The organism is Enterobacter sp. EGD-HP1 (assembly GCF_000733275.2).
Classification (GTDB): Bacteria; Pseudomonadota; Gammaproteobacteria; order Enterobacterales; family Enterobacteriaceae; genus Enterobacter.
On record NZ_AVOP01000005.1, the window covers coordinates 49832 to 66533 of the forward strand.

The following is a 16702-nucleotide window of genomic DNA, read 5'->3' on the forward strand; positions in this document are numbered from 1 at the left end:
TTTGTACAGTTAGCGCTTAGGTGAAATTATGATGAACAACGATTCCGCTCTTCAACTGAGCAATGTCCTTAACCAGGAATGTACCCGCAGTGCGGTTCACTGCCAGAGCAAAAAACGTGCGCTGGAGATCATCAGTGAACTGGCTGCCAAACAGCTGGGCCTGCCGCCGCAGGTGGTGTTCGAAGCGATTCTGACCCGTGAAAAAATGGGCAGTACCGGTATCGGCAACGGCATCGCGATCCCGCACGGCAAACTGGAAGAGGATACCCTGCGTGCCGTTGGTGTGTTTGTGCAGCTTGAAACACCTATCGCCTTCGATGCCATTGATAACCAGCCCGTCGATCTCCTCTTCGCGCTGCTGGTGCCTGCCGACCAGACGAAAACCCATTTGCATACGCTGTCGCTGGTCGCAAAACGTCTGGCCGATAAAACCATATGCCGTCGACTGCGCTCGGCCCAAAGTGATGAAGAGCTCTATCAAATTATCACTGAAGCAGAAGGCAATCAGGATGATGCATAATCAGGAGATGGCCTTCACATCTGTTGTCCTGAGGAGAAACGGAACATGGTGCTGATGATTGTCAGTGGCCGTTCAGGGTCGGGGAAATCCGTTGCTCTGCGCGCGCTGGAAGACATGGGTTTTTACTGCGTCGATAACCTGCCGGTCGTGTTGTTGCCCGACCTGGCCCGCACGCTTGCGGAGAGACAAACCTCTGCCGCCGTCAGTATCGACGTCCGTAACATGCCGGAATCGCCCGAGATCTTCGAACAGGCCATGAGCAACCTGCCTGATACATTCTCGCCACAGCTGCTGTTCCTTGATGCAGACCGCAATACGCTGATCCGCCGCTACAGCGATACCCGTCGTTTGCACCCGCTTTCCAGTAAGAACCTCTCTCTGGAGAGCGCTATCGATGAAGAGAGTGACCTGCTGGAGCCGCTGCGTTCTCGTGCCGACCTGATTGTCGACACCTCTGAGATGTCCGTTCACGAGCTGGCGGAAATGCTGCGTACCCGGTTGTTGGGTAAGCGCGAGCGTGAACTGACGATGGTGTTCGAATCCTTCGGCTTTAAGCACGGTATTCCGATTGATGCGGATTACGTTTTTGACGTGCGCTTCCTGCCGAACCCGCACTGGGATCCAAAGCTGCGTCCAATGACCGGTCTGGATAAACCCGTCGCGGCCTTCCTCGACCGGCACACAGAAGTTCACAATTTTATCTACCAGACGCGAAGCTACCTTGAGCTATGGTTACCTATGCTGGAGACAAACAATCGTAGCTACCTGACGGTGGCGATTGGCTGTACCGGCGGTAAACATCGTTCGGTTTACATCGCCGAACAGCTGGCCGACTATTTCCGCTCGCGCGGGAAGAACGTTCAGTCCCGTCATCGCACGCTGGAAAAACGTAAAACATGACCGTAAAACAAACCGTTGAGATTACCAATAAGCTTGGCATGCATGCACGCCCGGCGATGAAACTGTTTGAGCTGATGCAGGGGTTCGATGCAGAGGTTCTGCTGCGGAATGACGAAGGCACCGAAGCGGAAGCGAACAGCGTGATCGCCCTGCTGATGCTGGACTCCGCCAAAGGACGCCAGATTGAAGTCGAGGCCACCGGTCCCCAGGAAGAGGAAGCGCTGGCAGCGGTGATTGCGCTGTTCAACGCAGGGTTCGACGAAGATTAAGGTCTGCCAGTCAGGCGGGTGGCGCTGCGCTTACCCGCCCTACATAAGATTATTTCGCTGCATAAATCCTTCCCCACCCAGCTGACGCATTTGACGCATGATCCACGCCTGACGACTTCGCACGTACCCTGATGGGGCGCTGGCTTTAAAGCGGATGGGATTCGGTAAAACAGCGGCCAATAGCGCTGCTTCTGACATGCTCAGACGGCTGGCTGGTTTATTGAAATACCGTTGCGCGGCAGCTTCCACGCCAAATATGCCGTCGCCAAACTCAGCGACGTTGAGATAAACGGTCAGGATGCGTTTTTTGCTCCAGACCGTTTCCATCCCAAGGGTCAGCCCCGCTTCCAGCCCTTTTCGCACCCAGCTTCGACCATCCCACAGAAACAGATTTTTGGCCGTCTGCTGCGACAAGGTTGACGCGCCGCGCACGCGGTTTTCATGGCGTTCGTTATGGGCTAGCGCCTTCTCAATTGCCGCCACGTCGAACCCCCAGTGCTCCGGGAATTTCTGGTCCTCCGCCGCGATGACCGCCAGCCCCATGAACGGTGAAATCTCGTCCATGCTCACCCAGTCAGAGTGGGCAACATAGCCGAAATCACCGCTGAACCACGCGCTAAGCTGGCGCTCAACCATAACGGCAGAGAACGGAACCGGCATAATGCTGAATAAAGCCAGCCCGCCTCCCCAGAATACCGCCAGTACAAGAACAATACGCAAAAGGATGCGTTTCACCCCTGCGCCTGCGGCAAATTTACGCCTCATTCAGTCAGCACCAGCACGCGAGCCACCAGCTTTTCAATGCCTGAGGCCGCCTCAGCGATATTGTTCGCCAGCATATACGCCGGCGTGGTGACAACTTTGTTATCTTCATCAACCACAATGTCATCAACCGGGCACGGAACGTGTTCGCCCCCCATTTCCTCGACGATCTCTGCGGTATCAATATCCGTCCCGATAGTCAGGCGCAGCGGGAAATCGAAAATCCTGGGCAGCATGGCCGGCGCGATGCAGATAAAGCCCAGCGGTTTTCCCACCGCATGCATGGCCTGCGACAGCGCTTTCAGATGAGGATCGATCTGACACTCCGCGCCCTGCGCAGCGAAGGTACTGAGATTTTTGGCCGCGCCAAACCCACCCGGCACAATGAGCGCATCAAGCTCTGTAGGATCTGCCTGAATAAGAGGATGGATATCACCTCGCGCAATACGCGCGGCCTCAATCAGTACATTACGGGTTTCCGCCATCGGCTCACCGGTCAGATGATTAATCACATCCGCCTGATTTTTGTCTGGCGCAAAGCAAATAACTTCTGCTCCGTGCTTAGCCAGGGCCAACAGCGTGATGACGGCTTCATGTATCTCAGAACCATCGTAAACACCGCATCCGCTCAGCACGACACCAATCTTTTTCATCATGACAATCCTTTTCTGCAACTTGCTGAAGCACATTAATAATTTTGATTAAAACGCTATGCTTCACACATTTCACTGATTCATGTAACAAACCATTTAAGATTTGCTATCTTATCTGCGTGCGGCCTAAATTTTTTCAGGCGGCGCCCTTTCGAAAATAACTTTAAAAAACAGGCGCAGCCACGATTTCCCTGGTGTTGGCGCAGTATTCGCGCACCCCGGTTAAGCCGGGGTCATTTTTTTCTGGCATCAACCCAGGCCTTCAGCACCGCAACATCGTTTTGCCACTCTTGTTTCATCTCTTCAACCCAATCACCCACGTTATCTTCCCATGCAGGTAAATCAGGTGACTGAATCTGTTGACCCAGCTGCTGCAGGTGGCGTAAGCCAACCGAGCCGGCGGCACCTTTAATTTTATGTCCTTCTTCCACGATGCCCTTCTGGTCACGAGCCGTCAGGTTTGATTCCAGCACGCTCAGATAGCCCGGCATCATTTTTTCGAATACCGCCAGACCGTCGGTAATCAGTTTCGGGCCGACCAGATCGATGTACTGCTCCAGCATCGCGGTATCGAGTATCGTTTGGGCTTTTGCGCTATCAACAGACGTCATGGTGCTCTCCTCTTCATCACGGGTATCCCAGAACTTCTTAATCATGGCGGTCAGAGCAGGCACCGCCAGCGGCTTGCTGAGTACATCGTCCATACCGGCATCGAGATACTCTTTTTTATCTTTCAGTACGTTCGCCGTCAGCGCCACCAGCGGCGGCAGTTCGTCGGCCGCGTACTGACGCGTCAGCTCACGCGAGATATCCAGCCCGGTCATGTCCGGTAACTGGATATCAAGCAGGACAAGATCGTATTCGTCCGGTTTAAACATCTCGAGCGCGGCCTTACCGGTCATCGCGACATCCACGCTATTGCCCAGCTTTTCCAGCACGGAGCGCGCCACAATAACGTTCAGCTCAATATCTTCCACCAGCAGAACGTGCAGCGCAGGCAGCGGCATGTCGTCGTTTTCAAAGGTATCCTCAACCTCCTCCGCCACCGCCGGTGCATGGACCGTCAGCGTGAAGGTTGACCCTTTCCCCGGCTGGCTGGCAACGGTGATATCGCCCCCCATACTTTTTGCCAGCCGTTTAGAGACCGCCAGACCAATGCCCGTTCCGGTAGCAGGCTTCCCGCCGTTGCTGTCCTTCACCTGGTAGTACATCGCGAAAATTTTGTCCTGCTCCTCCTGCGGAATACCAATCCCGGAGTCCTCCACCTCGAAGTGCAGCATATCGCCGTCGTCAAAGCGGATGCGTACTGCCACCTGCCCCTTCTGGGTAAATTTCACCGCGTTGCTGATAAGGTTCCACAGGATCTGGCGCAGACGCGTGCCGTCAGTCACCACTTTATGCGGCAGCGGCAGGGTTGGCTCCATGACAAAACTCAGCCCCTTCTGCTGCGCCTGTAAGCCGGACAGGTTTTCGAGATCGGCAAGGAAGCTGGTGAAATCAACAGGCTGGTTATCAAGCTGAACTTTACGGCGCTCCATCTTATCCATATCAATAATATCGTTGAAGATATTACCCAGCGTGACCGCTGAGACATGGATAGTCTTGAGGTATTTTTCCTGTTCTGCGGTCAGGTCGGTATCCAGCAGAATTCGGCTCAGCCCGACAATGCCGTTAAGCGGCGTACGCAGCTCGTGGCTGATGGTGGAGATAAAGGTAGTCTTGTCGCGGCTGGCGCGCTCCAGGGCGTCCTGATAGCGCTTACGCTCGGTGATATCGCGGCCAAAGCCCATCAGGCCGTGGCGTTTCCCGACGCGGTCATAGTAAGGCACCTTACGGATCTCAAAGCAGGCTTTGCGTCCATCCGGGTAATCCAGCCACTGTTCATAGGTCAGCGAGACGTTATGGCGGAAGACTTTTTCGTCCGTCTCCATAACCTTGGCCGCCGCCTCTTCAGAGTAAACGTCCTGCGGCTTCAGGTGAATCAGCTGCTTCTCGCTTTTTCCGGTGAGCAGCTCCATCGCACGGTTACAGCCGGAAAACTCTTTATCTTCATTACGGTAGAACACCAGATCCGGTGAAGCATCAAGAAATGACCGCAGGAAAGAGGACTGCTGCTCAAGCTGGATCTGCGTGACCTCGCGCTCTTTCATTTCGATTTTCAGCTGCTCCAGCGTGGCCTGACGCTCGGCTTCCGCCTTCTCACGATCTGAAATCTCCTGGTTCAGCTGCGCGATGTTGTCTTTGAGCTGGACGTTGAGCTTCAGGTCGCGCTCGCGCATCTCTTCCAGTTTATCGACCAGTTTTGACAAACGCTGACGGGACTCTTCCAGCTGTTCAACCACCACGGAAAGGAAATAGACCGCCCAGGGCGTAATGAGCAAGCCAAAGAAGATGGAGCGGATGACGTCGATACTCTCGACCTGACCATGCAGAACCATGGTGACGGCCATTTGCACGACAATGGCCAGAACGACCAGCGCCAGCGCAAGCAGCATGGAGAAACGCACCAGCCCAAGCTTCATCATCAGGTCGACGTAATACTGGGCAAGCATTCGAATTTGCTTCATAGAGGATCCCTTCACGACTTTATCGCTCAATAATACTCAAATTCAGGGCGAGGCGTTGAAGGTTGTGAGAAAAAGTGCGGGGTGAAACAGGAGATTAGCCTCGCTCCCGGTTAACCGGAAGCGAGGAGAGGTCAATCAGGAGCGTTTCAACAGCAGCCAGAGGCTGATCAGGAGGAAACTGGCGCTTGGCAGCAGCGCACCAATCATCGGCGGAATACCATAAACCAGCGTCAGCGGACCGAAGATCTGGTCGAGCACGTAGAATACAAAGCCGAAGCTGATACCGGTCACAACGCGCACGCCCATCGGCACGCTACGCAACGGGCCGAAGATAAACGACAGCGCCATCAGCATCATCACCGCCACGGACATCGGCTGGAAGATCTTGCTCCACATGTTGAGCTGATACCGTCCTGCATCCTGCCCGCTCGACTTCAGGTATTTCACATAGTTGTGTAAACCGCTGATGGAGAGCGCGTCAGGATCCAGCGCCACAACTCCGAGCTTATCGGGAGTCAGATTGGTCTTCCACGTGCCGGTTACCGTCTGAGAACCGGCAATCTGTTTCGGATCGGTCAGGTCAGACTCATCGACCTGGGACAAGCGCCACTGTTTTTTTTCAGCGTCAAATTTCGCCGAAGAGGCGTGGCGGACTGACTCCAGACGGCGCTGGTCATCAAAAGCGTAGATGCTCACCCCACCCAGTTCATCATTGCCATTGACCCGTTCGATGTAGACGAAGTTTTTACCGTCTTTCGCCCATAAACCTTGCTGAGTCGAGAGCAGTGAGCCGCCGTACATGGCCTGGGCACGGTAGTTACGCGCCATCTGTTCGCCCTGCGGCGCGACCCACTCGCCAATCGCCATGGTCAACAGCACCAGTGGGATCGCGGTTTTCATTACCGACAGCGCAACCTGCATGCGGGTAAAACCCGAGGCCTGCATAACGACAAGCTCACTGCGCTGCGCCAGCATCCCCAGCCCCAGCAGTGCGCCCAGCAGGGCCGCCATCGGGAAGAAGATTTGCACATCTTTCGGCACGCTGAGCAGGGTATACATCCCCGCGCCCAGCGCGTCATAGCTCCCCTGCCCGGCTTTTTTCAGCTGGTCGACAAATTTGATAATGCCGGAGAGCGACACCAGCATGAACAACGTCATCATGATGGTGGTAAAAATGGTTTTACCGATATAGCGATCAAGAACGCCAAACGCCTGCATTAGATGGCTCCTTTACGCGAGAATCGGGCACGTATGCGGCGCACAGGCACCGTATCCCACAGGTTTAATCCCAGCGCCAGTAAGATGTACAGGCTGTTGACGAACCATGTCCAGACCATAGGGTCCAGCTTACCCTTCGCGCCGTTAGAACGAATCGAGGTTTGCAGCAGGAAATAGATCAGGTACAGCAGCATCGCCGGCAGCATGGAGAGCACGCGTCCCTGGCGCGGGTTCACCACGCTCAGCGGCACGACAATCAGCGCCATCATAAACACGGTGAAGACAAGCGTAATACGCCAGTGGAACTCAGCGCGCGCTCTGTCGGTATCGGTGTTCCACAGCGTGCGCATGTCCATTTGCTCGGTATCCGTTGGATCGAGCGCCACCGCCTGATGGCCGATAATAGCCTGATAGTTCTGGAAATCCGTAATACGGAAGTCGCGCAGCATCGCGGTGCCTTCGAAACGGGTGCCTTTGTTCAGCGTCACGATCTGCGAACCATCTTTGCGCTGAGCAAGCTGACCGGAGTCTGCAACCACCACTGATGGACGCGCGTTACCTTTGGGACGTAACTGCGCCAGGAATACGTCGTTGAATTTACTGCCGTCAACGCTCTCAATAAACAGCACGGAGTTGCCGTCGGTTGCCTGCTGGAACTGCCCCTGGGCTAACGCCGCCATGCCGGGGTTGGCTTTCGCTTCGGCCAGCACTTCGTCCTGATGACGGGAAGACATGGGGCCCGCCCACATCACATTCACCGCAGCAACAATACCCGTGAACAGCGCCAGTATCATGGCCGCTTTCACCAGTACCGCTTTGCTAAGGCCACAGGCATGCATCACCGTGATTTCACTCTCGGTGTAGAGTTTCCCAAGCGTCATGAGCAGGCCAAGGAAAAGACTTAGCGGCAGGATGAGCTGCGCCATTTCCGGGATCCCTAAACCAAGCAGGGAAAGCACCAGATTTGTTGGAATTTCGCCGTCAACAGCCGCACCGAGGATCTTAACCAGCTTCTGACAGAAAAAAATCAGCAGCAGGATGAAGAGGATCGCCAGTTGGCTCTTGAGCGTCTCCCGCACCAGATATCTTATGATTATCACTTTAAATACGCCCGTAAAAACCCGTCTCTTTGCAGGAATTTCGCTTGTTTCATGGCTTAAACGTCATTTATTCTCTTGAGTCGTCGAAATCATCGCTAAGATTAAAACATCCAGCGGATTCACGCTTCAGGACTTTTTCTGACGTGTCGAAACCGTAGTAACGTAAGATTAACACGAAGTCACCACAACAGCGGACATGAGTTACGAAAGGTTTCAATTCTATCCGTAGCAGCCGCCGTTGTCTTTAAGATTCAGGAGCGTAGTGCATGGAGTTCAGTGTAAAAAGCGGTAGCCCGGAGAAACAGCGGAGTGCCTGCATCGTTGTGGGCGTCTTTGAACCGCGTCGACTCTCCCCGATCGCCGAGCAACTCGATAAAATCAGTGACGGCTATATTAGCGCCCTGCTGCGCCGTGGCGAACTGGAAGGCAAACCTGGGCAGACGCTGTTACTGCACCATGTTCCAAACGTACTGTCAGAACGTATTCTGCTGATTGGCTGCGGCAAAGAACGCGAGCTGGATGAACGTCAGTATAAGCAGGTGATTCAGAAAACAATCAATACGCTGAATGATACTGGCTCAATGGAAGCCGTCTGCTTCCTGACCGAGCTGCACGTCAAAGGACGTAACACCTACTGGAAAGTGCGTCAGGCGGTTGAAACGGCAAAAGAGAGCCTGTACAGCTTCGATCAGCTGAAGACCAATAAAAGCGAGCCGCGTCGTCCGCTGCGTAAAATGGTCTTTAACGTGCCAACCCGTCGCGAACTGACCAGCGGTGAACGCGCGATCCAGCACGGTCTGGCGATCGCTGCCGGCATTAAAGCGGCCAAAGATCTCGGCAACATGCCGCCTAACATCTGTAACGCGGCGTACCTGGCCTCTCAGGCGCGTCAGCTGGCCGACGCCTACAGCAAAAACGTTATCACTCGCGTCATCGGCGAACAGCAGATGAAAGAGCTGGGGATGCACTCTTACCTGGCGGTCGGTAACGGCTCGCAGAATGAATCCCTGATGTCCGTCATCGAGTACAAAGGCAACCCGTCCGAAGATGCGCGTCCGATCGTACTGGTCGGTAAAGGCCTGACCTTCGACTCCGGCGGTATCTCCATTAAGCCTGCCGAGGGCATGGATGAGATGAAGTACGACATGTGCGGCGCGGCGGCGGTTTACGGCGTGATGCGCATGGTCGCGGAACTTCAATTGCCTATCAACGTGATCGGCGTCCTGGCGGGCTGCGAAAACATGCCTGGCGGGCGCGCTTATCGTCCGGGTGACGTGCTGACCACCATGTCCGGCCAGACCGTTGAAGTGCTGAACACCGACGCCGAAGGCCGTCTGGTGCTGTGTGACGTGCTGACCTACGTTGAGCGCTTCGAGCCTGAAGCGGTAATTGACGTCGCCACCCTCACCGGTGCCTGTGTGATTGCGCTGGGCCACCACATCACCGGCCTGATGTCGAACCATAATCCTCTGGCGCACGAGCTTATTGGTGCCTCAGAGCAGGCCGGGGACCGCGCATGGCGTCTGCCGCTGGGTGACGAATATCAGGATCAGCTGGAGTCTAACTTTGCGGATATGGCGAACATTGGCGGACGTCCTGGCGGTGCGATCACCGCGGGCTGCTTCCTGGCACGCTTCACCCGCAAGTACAACTGGGCGCACCTGGATATCGCGGGCACCGCATGGCGCTCCGGTAAAGCCAAAGGCGCAACCGGTCGTCCAGTGGCGCTGCTGTCGCAGTTCCTGCTCAATCGTGCGGGTTTTAACGGCGACGAGTGATGCACAACGCCGGGTGGCGGCTTCGCCTTACCCGGCCTACAGCATCACTCAACCGTAGGCCGGGTAAGCGTAGCGCCACCCGGCTTTGCATTTAAATCCACGACAAGAAGCCCCATATATGAAGAATGCAACGTTCTACCTTCTGGACAACGACACCCATCAGGATGGCCTCAGCGCCGTCGAACAGCTGGTGTGTGAAATTGCCGCAGAACGTTGGCGCGCAGGTAAACGCGTTCTGATTGCCTGTGAAGATGAACAGCAGGCCATTCGCCTGGATGAAGCGCTGTGGGCGCGTCCGCCGGAGAGTTTTGTCCCGCATAACCTGTCGGGCGAAGGGCCGCGCGGTGGAGCACCGGTTGAAATTGCCTGGCCGCAAAAGCGCAACAGCAGCGCGCGCGATATTCTGATTAGCCTGCGGATAGATTTTGCAGATTTTGCCACCGCTTTCACAGAAGTGGTAGACTTTGTCCCTTACGAAGAATCTTTGAAACAACTGGCGCGCGAACGCTATAAAGCGTACCGCCTGGCTGGTTTTAACCTGAATACGGCAACCTGGAAATAATGGAAAAGACATATAACCCACGCGATATCGAACAGCCGCTTTACGAGCACTGGGAACAGCAGGGCTATTTCAAGCCTAACGGCGACGAAAGCAAAGAGTCCTTCTGCATCATGATCCCGCCGCCGAACGTCACCGGCAGTTTGCATATGGGTCATGCTTTCCAGCAGACCATCATGGACACCATGATCCGCTACCAGCGCATGCAGGGTAAAAACACCCTGTGGCAGGCGGGGACTGACCACGCGGGTATCGCGACCCAGATGGTGGTTGAGCGTAAAATTGCCGCTGAAGAAGGAAAAACCCGCCACGACTACGGTCGCGACGCGTTCATCGACAAAATCTGGCAGTGGAAGGCAGAATCCGGCGGCACCATTACCCGTCAGATGCGCCGTCTCGGCAACTCCGTGGACTGGGAGCGCGAGCGCTTCACCATGGACGAAGGCCTGTCCAACGCCGTTAAAGAAGTCTTCGTCCGCCTGTACAAAGAAGACCTGATTTACCGCGGCAAACGCCTGGTAAACTGGGATCCAAAACTGCGTACCGCCATCTCTGACCTGGAAGTGGAAAACCGCGAGTCTAAAGGCTCCATGTGGCATATTCGCTATCCGCTGGCCGATGGCGCAAAAACCGCCGACGGTAAAGATTACCTGGTGGTTGCCACTACCCGTCCGGAAACCCTGCTGGGCGATACCGGCGTGGCCGTTAACCCGGAAGATCCGCGTTATAAAGACCTGATCGGCAAATTTGTGGTGCTGCCGCTGGTAAACCGCCGTATTCCGATTGTGGGCGACGAACACGCCGACATGGAAAAAGGCACCGGCTGCGTAAAAATCACCCCGGCGCACGATTTCAACGACTATGAAGTCGGTCGTCGTCACGCCCTGCCGATGATCAACATTCTGACCTTCGACGGCGATATCCGCGAAAGCGCAGAAGTGTATGACACCAAAGGCAACGAATCCGACGTTTATTCCAGCGACATCCCGGCTGAGTTCCAGAAGCTGGAACGCTTTGCCGCGCGTAAAGCGATTGTGGCTGCCGTCGACGCACTCGGCCTGCTGGAAGAGATCAAACCTCACGATCTGACCGTACCGTACGGCGACCGTGGCGGCGTGGTGATCGAGCCAATGCTGACCGACCAGTGGTACGTGCGTGCCGACGTGCTGGCGAAACCGGCTGTCGAAGCGGTTGAAAACGGCAGCATTCAGTTCGTGCCGAAGCAGTACGAAAACATGTACTTCTCCTGGATGCGTGACATTCAGGACTGGTGTATCTCCCGTCAGCTGTGGTGGGGTCACCGTATTCCGGCGTGGTACGACAACGAAGGCAACGTTTACGTTGGCCGTAGCGAAGACGAAGTGCGTCAGGAAAACAACCTGAGCGCAGACGTTGCGCTGCGTCAGGACGAAGACGTGCTGGACACCTGGTTCTCCTCCGCGCTCTGGACCTTCTCCACCCTCGGCTGGCCAGAAAACACCGACGCGCTGCGTCAGTTCCACCCAACCAGCGTGATGGTCTCCGGCTTCGACATTATCTTCTTCTGGATTGCCCGCATGATCATGATGACCATGCACTTCATCAAAGACGAAGACGGCAAGCCGCAGGTTCCGTTCCATACCGTCTACATGACCGGTCTGATCCGCGACGACGAAGGCCAGAAGATGTCCAAGTCGAAGGGGAACGTGATTGACCCGCTGGATATGGTTGACGGTATTTCTCTGGAAGACCTGCTGGAAAAACGTACCGGCAACATGATGCAGCCGCAGCTGGCCGAGAAAATCCGCAAGCGCACCGAGAAGCAGTTCCCGAACGGGATCGAGTCTCACGGTACCGACGCCCTGCGCTTCACCCTGGCGGCACTGGCTTCTACCGGCCGTGACATCAACTGGGACATGAAGCGTCTGGAAGGTTACCGTAACTTCTGTAACAAGCTGTGGAACGCCAGCCGCTTCGTGCTGATGAACACCGAAGATCAGGATTGCGGCTTCAACGGCGGCGAAATGACCCTGTCTCTGGCAGACCGCTGGATCCTGGCGGAATTCAACCAGACGGTGAAAGCCTTCCGCGAGGCGCTGGACAGCTACCGCTTCGATATCGCGGCGGGCATCCTGTATGAATTCACCTGGAACCAGTTCTGTGACTGGTATCTGGAGCTGGCGAAGCCGGTGATGAACGGCGGTACTGAGGCGGAACTGCGCGGCACGCGCAACACGCTGATTACCGTTCTGGAAGGTCTGCTGCGCCTGGCGCATCCGGTCATTCCATTTATCACCGAAACTATCTGGCAGCGCGTGAAGGTGATTGCAGGCATCAACGCCGATACCATCATGCTGCAGCCGTTCCCGGAATTCGATGCGGCCAAGGTTGACGAAGCGGCGTCCGCGGATACCGAGTGGCTGAAACAGGCGATCGTTGCGGTACGTAACATCCGTGCTGAAATGAACATCGCCCCTGGCAAACCGCTGGAGCTGCTGCTTCGTGGCTGCAGCGAAGCGGCTGTTCGTCGCGTCACCGAGAACAACACCTTCCTCAAGACCATGGCGCGTCTGGAAAGCATCACCGTGCTGCCTGCGGATGACAAAGGTCCGGTTTCCGTGACCAAAATCATCGACGGCGCCGAGCTGCTGATCCCGATGGCGGGCCTGATCGACAAAGACGCCGAGCTGGCGCGTCTGGCGAAAGAAGTGGCGAAAGTCGACGTGGAAATTGGCAAAATCGAAAGCAAGCTGGCGAATGAAGGCTTTGTGGCCCGCGCGCCGGAAGCGGTCATCGCCAAAGAGCGTGAGCGTCTGGTTGCTTTCGCCGATGCGAAGACCAAACTGATTGAGCAGCAGGCGGTTATTGCCGCACTGTAATGCTTTTACCCCTTACGCTTCAGGGCGTAAGGGGTATCCTTCCTGAAAACTCCTCGCTTGCACTCCCCTTTCTGCGGTGCTATTAACAGCAGTTATGTGTCAATTTTTGTTATGAGTAATGCTATGAGCGTGATTACCCCCGTCGCGACGACGATGCGTCGGATCACTGAGCAGGATAATTCGGCTATCGCCGCCGTTATCCGCACCGTTTCTGCCGAATATGGCCTGACGGCTGACAAAGGCTACACGGTTGCTGACCCGAACCTGGACGAGCTTTACCAGCTCTACAGCCAGCCAGGGCATGCCTACTGGGTAATCGAGCAGAACGGCCTGGTGGTGGGCGGCGGCGGCGTGGCGCCCCTCAGCTGCAGCGAGCCGGATATCTGTGAACTACAGAAAATGTATTTCCTGCCAACGGCGCGCGGGCAAGGGCTGGCAAAAAAGCTGGCGCTGATGGCGCTGGACCACGCGCGCGAGCAGGGTTTTACCCGCTGCTACCTTGAAACCACCGCTTTTCTCAAAGAGGCCATCGGCCTGTATGAACATCTGGGCTTTGAGCATATCGATACGCCGCTGGGCTGTACCGGCCACGTTGATTGCGAAGTCAGAATGCTGAAAAGTCTGTAATTTTCGTTCCTGCCCTCTTCTGTTAAGCGGCTGTAAACTGAATGCTCTACACTCACAGTTCACACCATAACGGGGGAAACACGATGTCGAAGATAAAAAGCTACGCCGCACCGCAGGCGGGTGCAGAACTTGAGCTGTACGAGTACGATGCAGGCGTTCTAAAAGCTGAAGACGTCGAAGTACAGGTTGATTACTGCGGGATCTGCCACTCGGATCTCTCGATGATCGACAACGAATGGGGCTTCTCGAGCTATCCGCTGGTTGCCGGGCACGAAGTCATTGGTCGCGTCGTGGCGCTCGGTAGCGCCGCGCAGGACAAAGGGCTGAAAGTGGGCCAGCGCGTGGGCATTGGCTGGACGGCACGCAGCTGCGGCCACTGCGACGCCTGTATCAGCGGCAATCAGATCAACTGCCTCGAAGGCGCCGTTCCCACCATTCTGAACAAAGGCGGTTTTGCCGACAAGCTTCGCGCCGACTGGCAATGGGTGATCCCGCTGCCGGACAGTATTGATATCGAATCCGCTGGTCCGCTGCTGTGCGGCGGTATCACCGTCTTCAAACCGCTGCTGATGCACCATATCACCGCCACCAGCCGCGTGGGCGTGATCGGTATCGGCGGTCTGGGCCATATCGCCATCAAGCTGCTGCACGCGATGGGCTGTGAAGTCACGGCGTTCAGCTCGAACCCGGCGAAAGAGAAAGAAGTGCTGGCGATGGGTGCGGATAAAGTCGTAAACAGCCGCGATCCTGACGCGCTGAACGCGCTGGCTGGGCAGTTTGATCTGATCATCAACACCGTAAACGTCGATCTCGACTGGCAGCCGTACTTTGAAGCGCTGGCCTACGGCGGCAATTTCCATACCGTGGGTGCCGTAATGAAGCCGCTGCCGGTTCCGGCGTTTACCCTGATCGGCGGCGATCGCAGCGTGTCAGGCTCCGCGACCGGTACGCCGTTTGAGTTGCGCAAGCTGATGAAGTTTGCCGGACGCACCAAAGTGGCCCCGACCACCGAACTGTATCCGATGTCGAAAATCAACGAAGCAATCCAGCACGTGCGTGACGGCAAAGCCCGCTACCGCGTGGTGTTGAAAGCGGATTTCTGATGTGACAGTGCCGGGTGGCGGCTTCGCCTTACCCGGCCTGGATCTGATTTTGTTGGCCCGGTAAGCGCAGCGCTACCGGGCTATTCTCACCTATCGCACCAGTGCAGAAAACACCTCTGCCACCGCGACCGCCCCCGGGTCCATTACCCCGTCCAGGTTCTCTTTATTCACATACGACGAGCGCCCCGCGCCCGCTTTCATCATCTTCGCAGTCGCTTCAGCCCCCTGCTGTGCGGCCTTCGCCGCTGACTCAATATCGCCTTTCCGCAACGCCTCCAGCGCCGGCTGCAGCGCGTCGATCAGGGTACGATCGCCGAGATCTGCGCCACCGTATTGCTTCATCTGCGCCAGCCCGCTGAGCAATGCCTCGGGCAGCGGCTGGCCATCGTGAAGCTTTTGACCGGCCGCGGTAAAGAAGATCGACATCAGCACCCCGCTCGATCCGCCCATCACCGTGGCCAGCCGCTCGCCCACCACCAGCAGCAGCGTCGATACGTTATCAAGCGGGAGCTTGCGATCCTCCAGACGCTGCGCAATATCCCGCGCGCCTTGCGCAAAGGTAGAGCCCGTATCACCGTCGCCCACTTTGGCATCCAGCGCGTTCAGTCGGTTTTCCAGCTGGAGCAGCGTTTTCGTCACCGAGGAAACATACACGCCCACCCGCAGATTGTCCGACGGAGTGTATTCCACGCGATCGTGAATGGCGGTATGCGCCACGATGCGCAGTGGCGCAAACGCAACAGGCTTCTGCCAGCCCAGCGTTTCGACCTCGGCGTGAATCGCCTTTTCAAAGAAATCGTTGAGCTTCAGCAGCGTGAGCGAAAAGCCCTTCATGTCCAGCGCGCTCACCAGCGGCGCGGGGCCTATCAGGTACGCGATCTCCTCTTTCAGCGCCGAATGCGCCAGCTCTTTGGTCAGCAGCGCCATCTCCAGCGCCGATACGCCGCCGAGGTTGTTAATCAATACCGCAAACCGCCCCTCACCCGCCTGCACGCGTAACGGCGCCACCAGCGTGTCGATAATGGCTTTGCTGTTCTGCGTATCCACGACGGAAGCACCCGGCTCACCGTGAATGCCCAGACCCAGCTCGACATGGCCCTGCTTAATGCGTCCCTCTTCATCGTCGCTGCCCGGCAGGTTGCACGTTTGCATCGCAACGCCCAGACTCCAGAGGTTGTCGCAGGCCTGCTGCGCAATATCCCGCACCTCACTCAACGATTTCCCTTGCTCCGCCGCATAGCCCGCAATCTTATGCACCAGTGCCGTACCGGCAATACCGCGCGGCTGTTTGTTATCCGGCAGCGCGATATCGTCCGCCACGATCGCCATCTCCACCTTGAGGCCATAGCGTTTGGCCTTTTCAGCCGCCAGACCAAAGTTCAGGCGATCGCCGGTGTAGTTTTTGACGATCAGCAGGCAGCCGCGATCGCCCGTGACCGCCACAATGGCATTCAGCACCGCATCCACGCTCGGCGAGGCAAACAGATCGCCACACACTGCCGCCGTCAGCATCCCTTTGCCGACAAACCCGGCATGTGCCGGTTCATGGCCGGAGCCGCCACCGGAGATCACCGCCACGCGGCTTTTGTCCCAGTCGCCGCGTGCGACGATCCTGATGGCCGGATCGATATCAAGTTTGACGAGATTTGCGTGTGGCGCAGAAAGCAGTATGCCTTCAATGGCATCGTTGACCAGCTGTTTGCGATCGTTAAAGAAGAATCTGGACATAGTTTCCCACTATTTTGTGAACCGTATGCAAAAGCATAGTCCGCGCTGGATAATGCGCCG

General features: G+C 56.4%; 14 protein-coding genes. 8 read left to right on the forward strand and 6 right to left on the reverse strand.

The annotated features are described in order from the left end of the window. The first annotated feature begins 28 nt into the window (after positions 1–28). Genes ptsN through npr form a run of 3 tightly spaced genes read left to right on the forward strand, consistent with a single transcriptional unit; the run spans position 29 to position 1689 of the window. Positions 29–520: a PTS IIA-like nitrogen regulatory protein PtsN gene (ptsN, locus tag N037_RS06160; protein ID WP_008501443.1), complete on the forward strand. Its 492-nt coding sequence runs from the start codon at positions 29–31 to the stop codon at positions 518–520. A 45-nt stretch (positions 521–565) separates the two neighbouring features. Beyond that, a complete protein-coding gene (gene rapZ / locus N037_RS06165; protein ID WP_008501442.1) occupies positions 566–1420 on the forward strand; it encodes an RNase adapter RapZ in 855 nt (284 codons plus the stop codon). Continuing rightward, positions 1417–1689 (forward strand): PTS phosphocarrier protein NPr, encoded by a 273-nt coding sequence (npr, locus tag N037_RS06170; RefSeq protein WP_003861872.1) that lies wholly within the window; start codon positions 1417–1419, stop codon positions 1687–1689. The genes rapZ and npr overlap by 4 nt, the downstream gene beginning before the upstream one ends. Before the next feature lie 39 nt (positions 1690–1728). Here the strand turns inward: npr and mtgA are convergent, their stop codons facing one another. The 5 genes from mtgA to lptF all read right to left on the reverse strand — a co-directional run bounded on the left by mtgA (position 1729) and on the right by lptF (position 7989). Next, entirely contained in the window at positions 1729–2454 is a 726-nt protein-coding gene (gene mtgA, locus N037_RS06175) for a monofunctional biosynthetic peptidoglycan transglycosylase (RefSeq protein WP_032639720.1), read from the reverse strand. Continuing rightward, complete coding sequence (gene elbB, locus N037_RS06180; RefSeq protein WP_032639722.1) at positions 2451–3104, reverse strand: isoprenoid biosynthesis glyoxalase ElbB; 654 nt, start codon at positions 3102–3104, stop codon at positions 2451–2453. The genes mtgA and elbB overlap by 4 nt, the downstream gene beginning before the upstream one ends. Positions 3105–3337: 233 nt before the next feature. Continuing rightward, on the reverse strand, positions 3338–5671 hold the full coding sequence (gene arcB / locus N037_RS06185; protein ID WP_032639725.1) for an aerobic respiration two-component sensor histidine kinase ArcB: 2334 nt from the start codon (positions 5669–5671) through the stop codon (positions 3338–3340). Positions 5672–5806: 135 nt separating this feature from the next. Continuing rightward, positions 5807–6889 carry an LPS export ABC transporter permease LptG gene (lptG, locus tag N037_RS06190; RefSeq protein ID WP_023333613.1) on the reverse strand — a complete coding sequence of 361 codons (1083 nt, stop codon included), beginning with the start codon at positions 6887–6889 and terminating at the stop codon, positions 5807–5809. Beyond that, the gene (lptF, locus tag N037_RS06195; protein ID WP_024906345.1) at positions 6889–7989 is read right to left on the reverse strand and encodes an LPS export ABC transporter permease LptF; all 1101 of its coding nucleotides are present in this window, start codon (positions 7987–7989) and stop codon (positions 6889–6891) included. The genes lptG and lptF overlap by 1 nt, the downstream gene beginning before the upstream one ends. Positions 7990–8255: 266 nt before the next feature. Between lptF and pepA the strand changes: the two genes are divergently transcribed. The 5 genes from pepA (at position 8256) to ahr (ending at position 14914) form a co-directional block, all read left to right on the forward strand. After that, a complete protein-coding gene (gene pepA, locus N037_RS06200) occupies positions 8256–9767 on the forward strand; it encodes a leucyl aminopeptidase (protein WP_023309366.1) in 1512 nt (503 codons plus the stop codon). 118 nt (positions 9768–9885) lie between these two features. Next, positions 9886–10329, forward strand: a complete 444-nt coding sequence (holC, locus tag N037_RS06205) for a DNA polymerase III subunit chi (protein ID WP_008502815.1) — start codon at positions 9886–9888, stop codon at positions 10327–10329. Next, positions 10329–13184: a valine--tRNA ligase gene (locus tag N037_RS06210; protein WP_023309367.1), complete on the forward strand. Its 2856-nt coding sequence runs from the start codon at positions 10329–10331 to the stop codon at positions 13182–13184. The genes holC and N037_RS06210 overlap by 1 nt, the downstream gene beginning before the upstream one ends. Positions 13185–13307: 123 nt before the next feature. Beyond that, a complete protein-coding gene (locus tag N037_RS06215; RefSeq protein WP_032639727.1) occupies positions 13308–13811 on the forward strand; it encodes a GNAT family N-acetyltransferase in 504 nt (167 codons plus the stop codon). An 83-nt stretch (positions 13812–13894) separates the two neighbouring features. Beyond that, positions 13895–14914 carry an NADPH-dependent aldehyde reductase Ahr gene (gene ahr, locus N037_RS06220; RefSeq protein WP_032639729.1) on the forward strand — a complete coding sequence of 340 codons (1020 nt, stop codon included), beginning with the start codon at positions 13895–13897 and terminating at the stop codon, positions 14912–14914. 90 nt (positions 14915–15004) lie between these two features. On the opposite strand, the gene N037_RS06225 is transcribed toward ahr, so the two are convergent. After that, positions 15005–16642, reverse strand: coding sequence for a dihydroxyacetone kinase subunit DhaK (locus N037_RS06225; protein WP_032639731.1), 1638 nt, complete (start codon positions 16640–16642; stop codon positions 15005–15007). Between the last annotated feature and the right edge of the window lie 60 nt (positions 16643–16702).

Excerpts from the sequence above, each read along its gene's own strand:
- arcB (WP_032639725.1), bottom strand. The coding sequence starts at position 5,671 with ATGAAGCAAATTCGAATGCTTGCCCAGTATTACGTCGACCTGATGATG.
- N037_RS06210 (WP_023309367.1), top strand. The coding sequence starts at position 10,329 with ATGGAAAAGACATATAACCCACGCGATATCGAACAGCCGCTTTACGAG.
- elbB (WP_032639722.1), bottom strand. The coding sequence starts at position 3,104 with ATGAAAAAGATTGGTGTCGTGCTGAGCGGATGCGGTGTTTACGATGGT.
- pepA (WP_023309366.1), top strand. The coding sequence starts at position 8,256 with ATGGAGTTCAGTGTAAAAAGCGGTAGCCCGGAGAAACAGCGGAGTGCC.
- rapZ (WP_008501442.1), top strand. The coding sequence starts at position 566 with ATGGTGCTGATGATTGTCAGTGGCCGTTCAGGGTCGGGGAAATCCGTT.
- N037_RS06225 (WP_032639731.1), bottom strand. The coding sequence starts at position 16,642 with ATGTCCAGATTCTTCTTTAACGATCGCAAACAGCTGGTCAACGATGCC.
- holC (WP_008502815.1), top strand. The coding sequence starts at position 9,886 with ATGAAGAATGCAACGTTCTACCTTCTGGACAACGACACCCATCAGGAT.
- npr (WP_003861872.1), top strand. The coding sequence starts at position 1,417 with ATGACCGTAAAACAAACCGTTGAGATTACCAATAAGCTTGGCATGCAT.
- mtgA (WP_032639720.1), bottom strand. The coding sequence starts at position 2,454 with ATGAGGCGTAAATTTGCCGCAGGCGCAGGGGTGAAACGCATCCTTTTG.
- lptG (WP_023333613.1), bottom strand. The coding sequence starts at position 6,889 with ATGCAGGCGTTTGGCGTTCTTGATCGCTATATCGGTAAAACCATTTTT.
- ahr (WP_032639729.1), top strand. The coding sequence starts at position 13,895 with ATGTCGAAGATAAAAAGCTACGCCGCACCGCAGGCGGGTGCAGAACTT.
- ptsN (WP_008501443.1), top strand. The coding sequence starts at position 29 with ATGATGAACAACGATTCCGCTCTTCAACTGAGCAATGTCCTTAACCAG.
- N037_RS06215 (WP_032639727.1), top strand. The coding sequence starts at position 13,308 with ATGAGCGTGATTACCCCCGTCGCGACGACGATGCGTCGGATCACTGAG.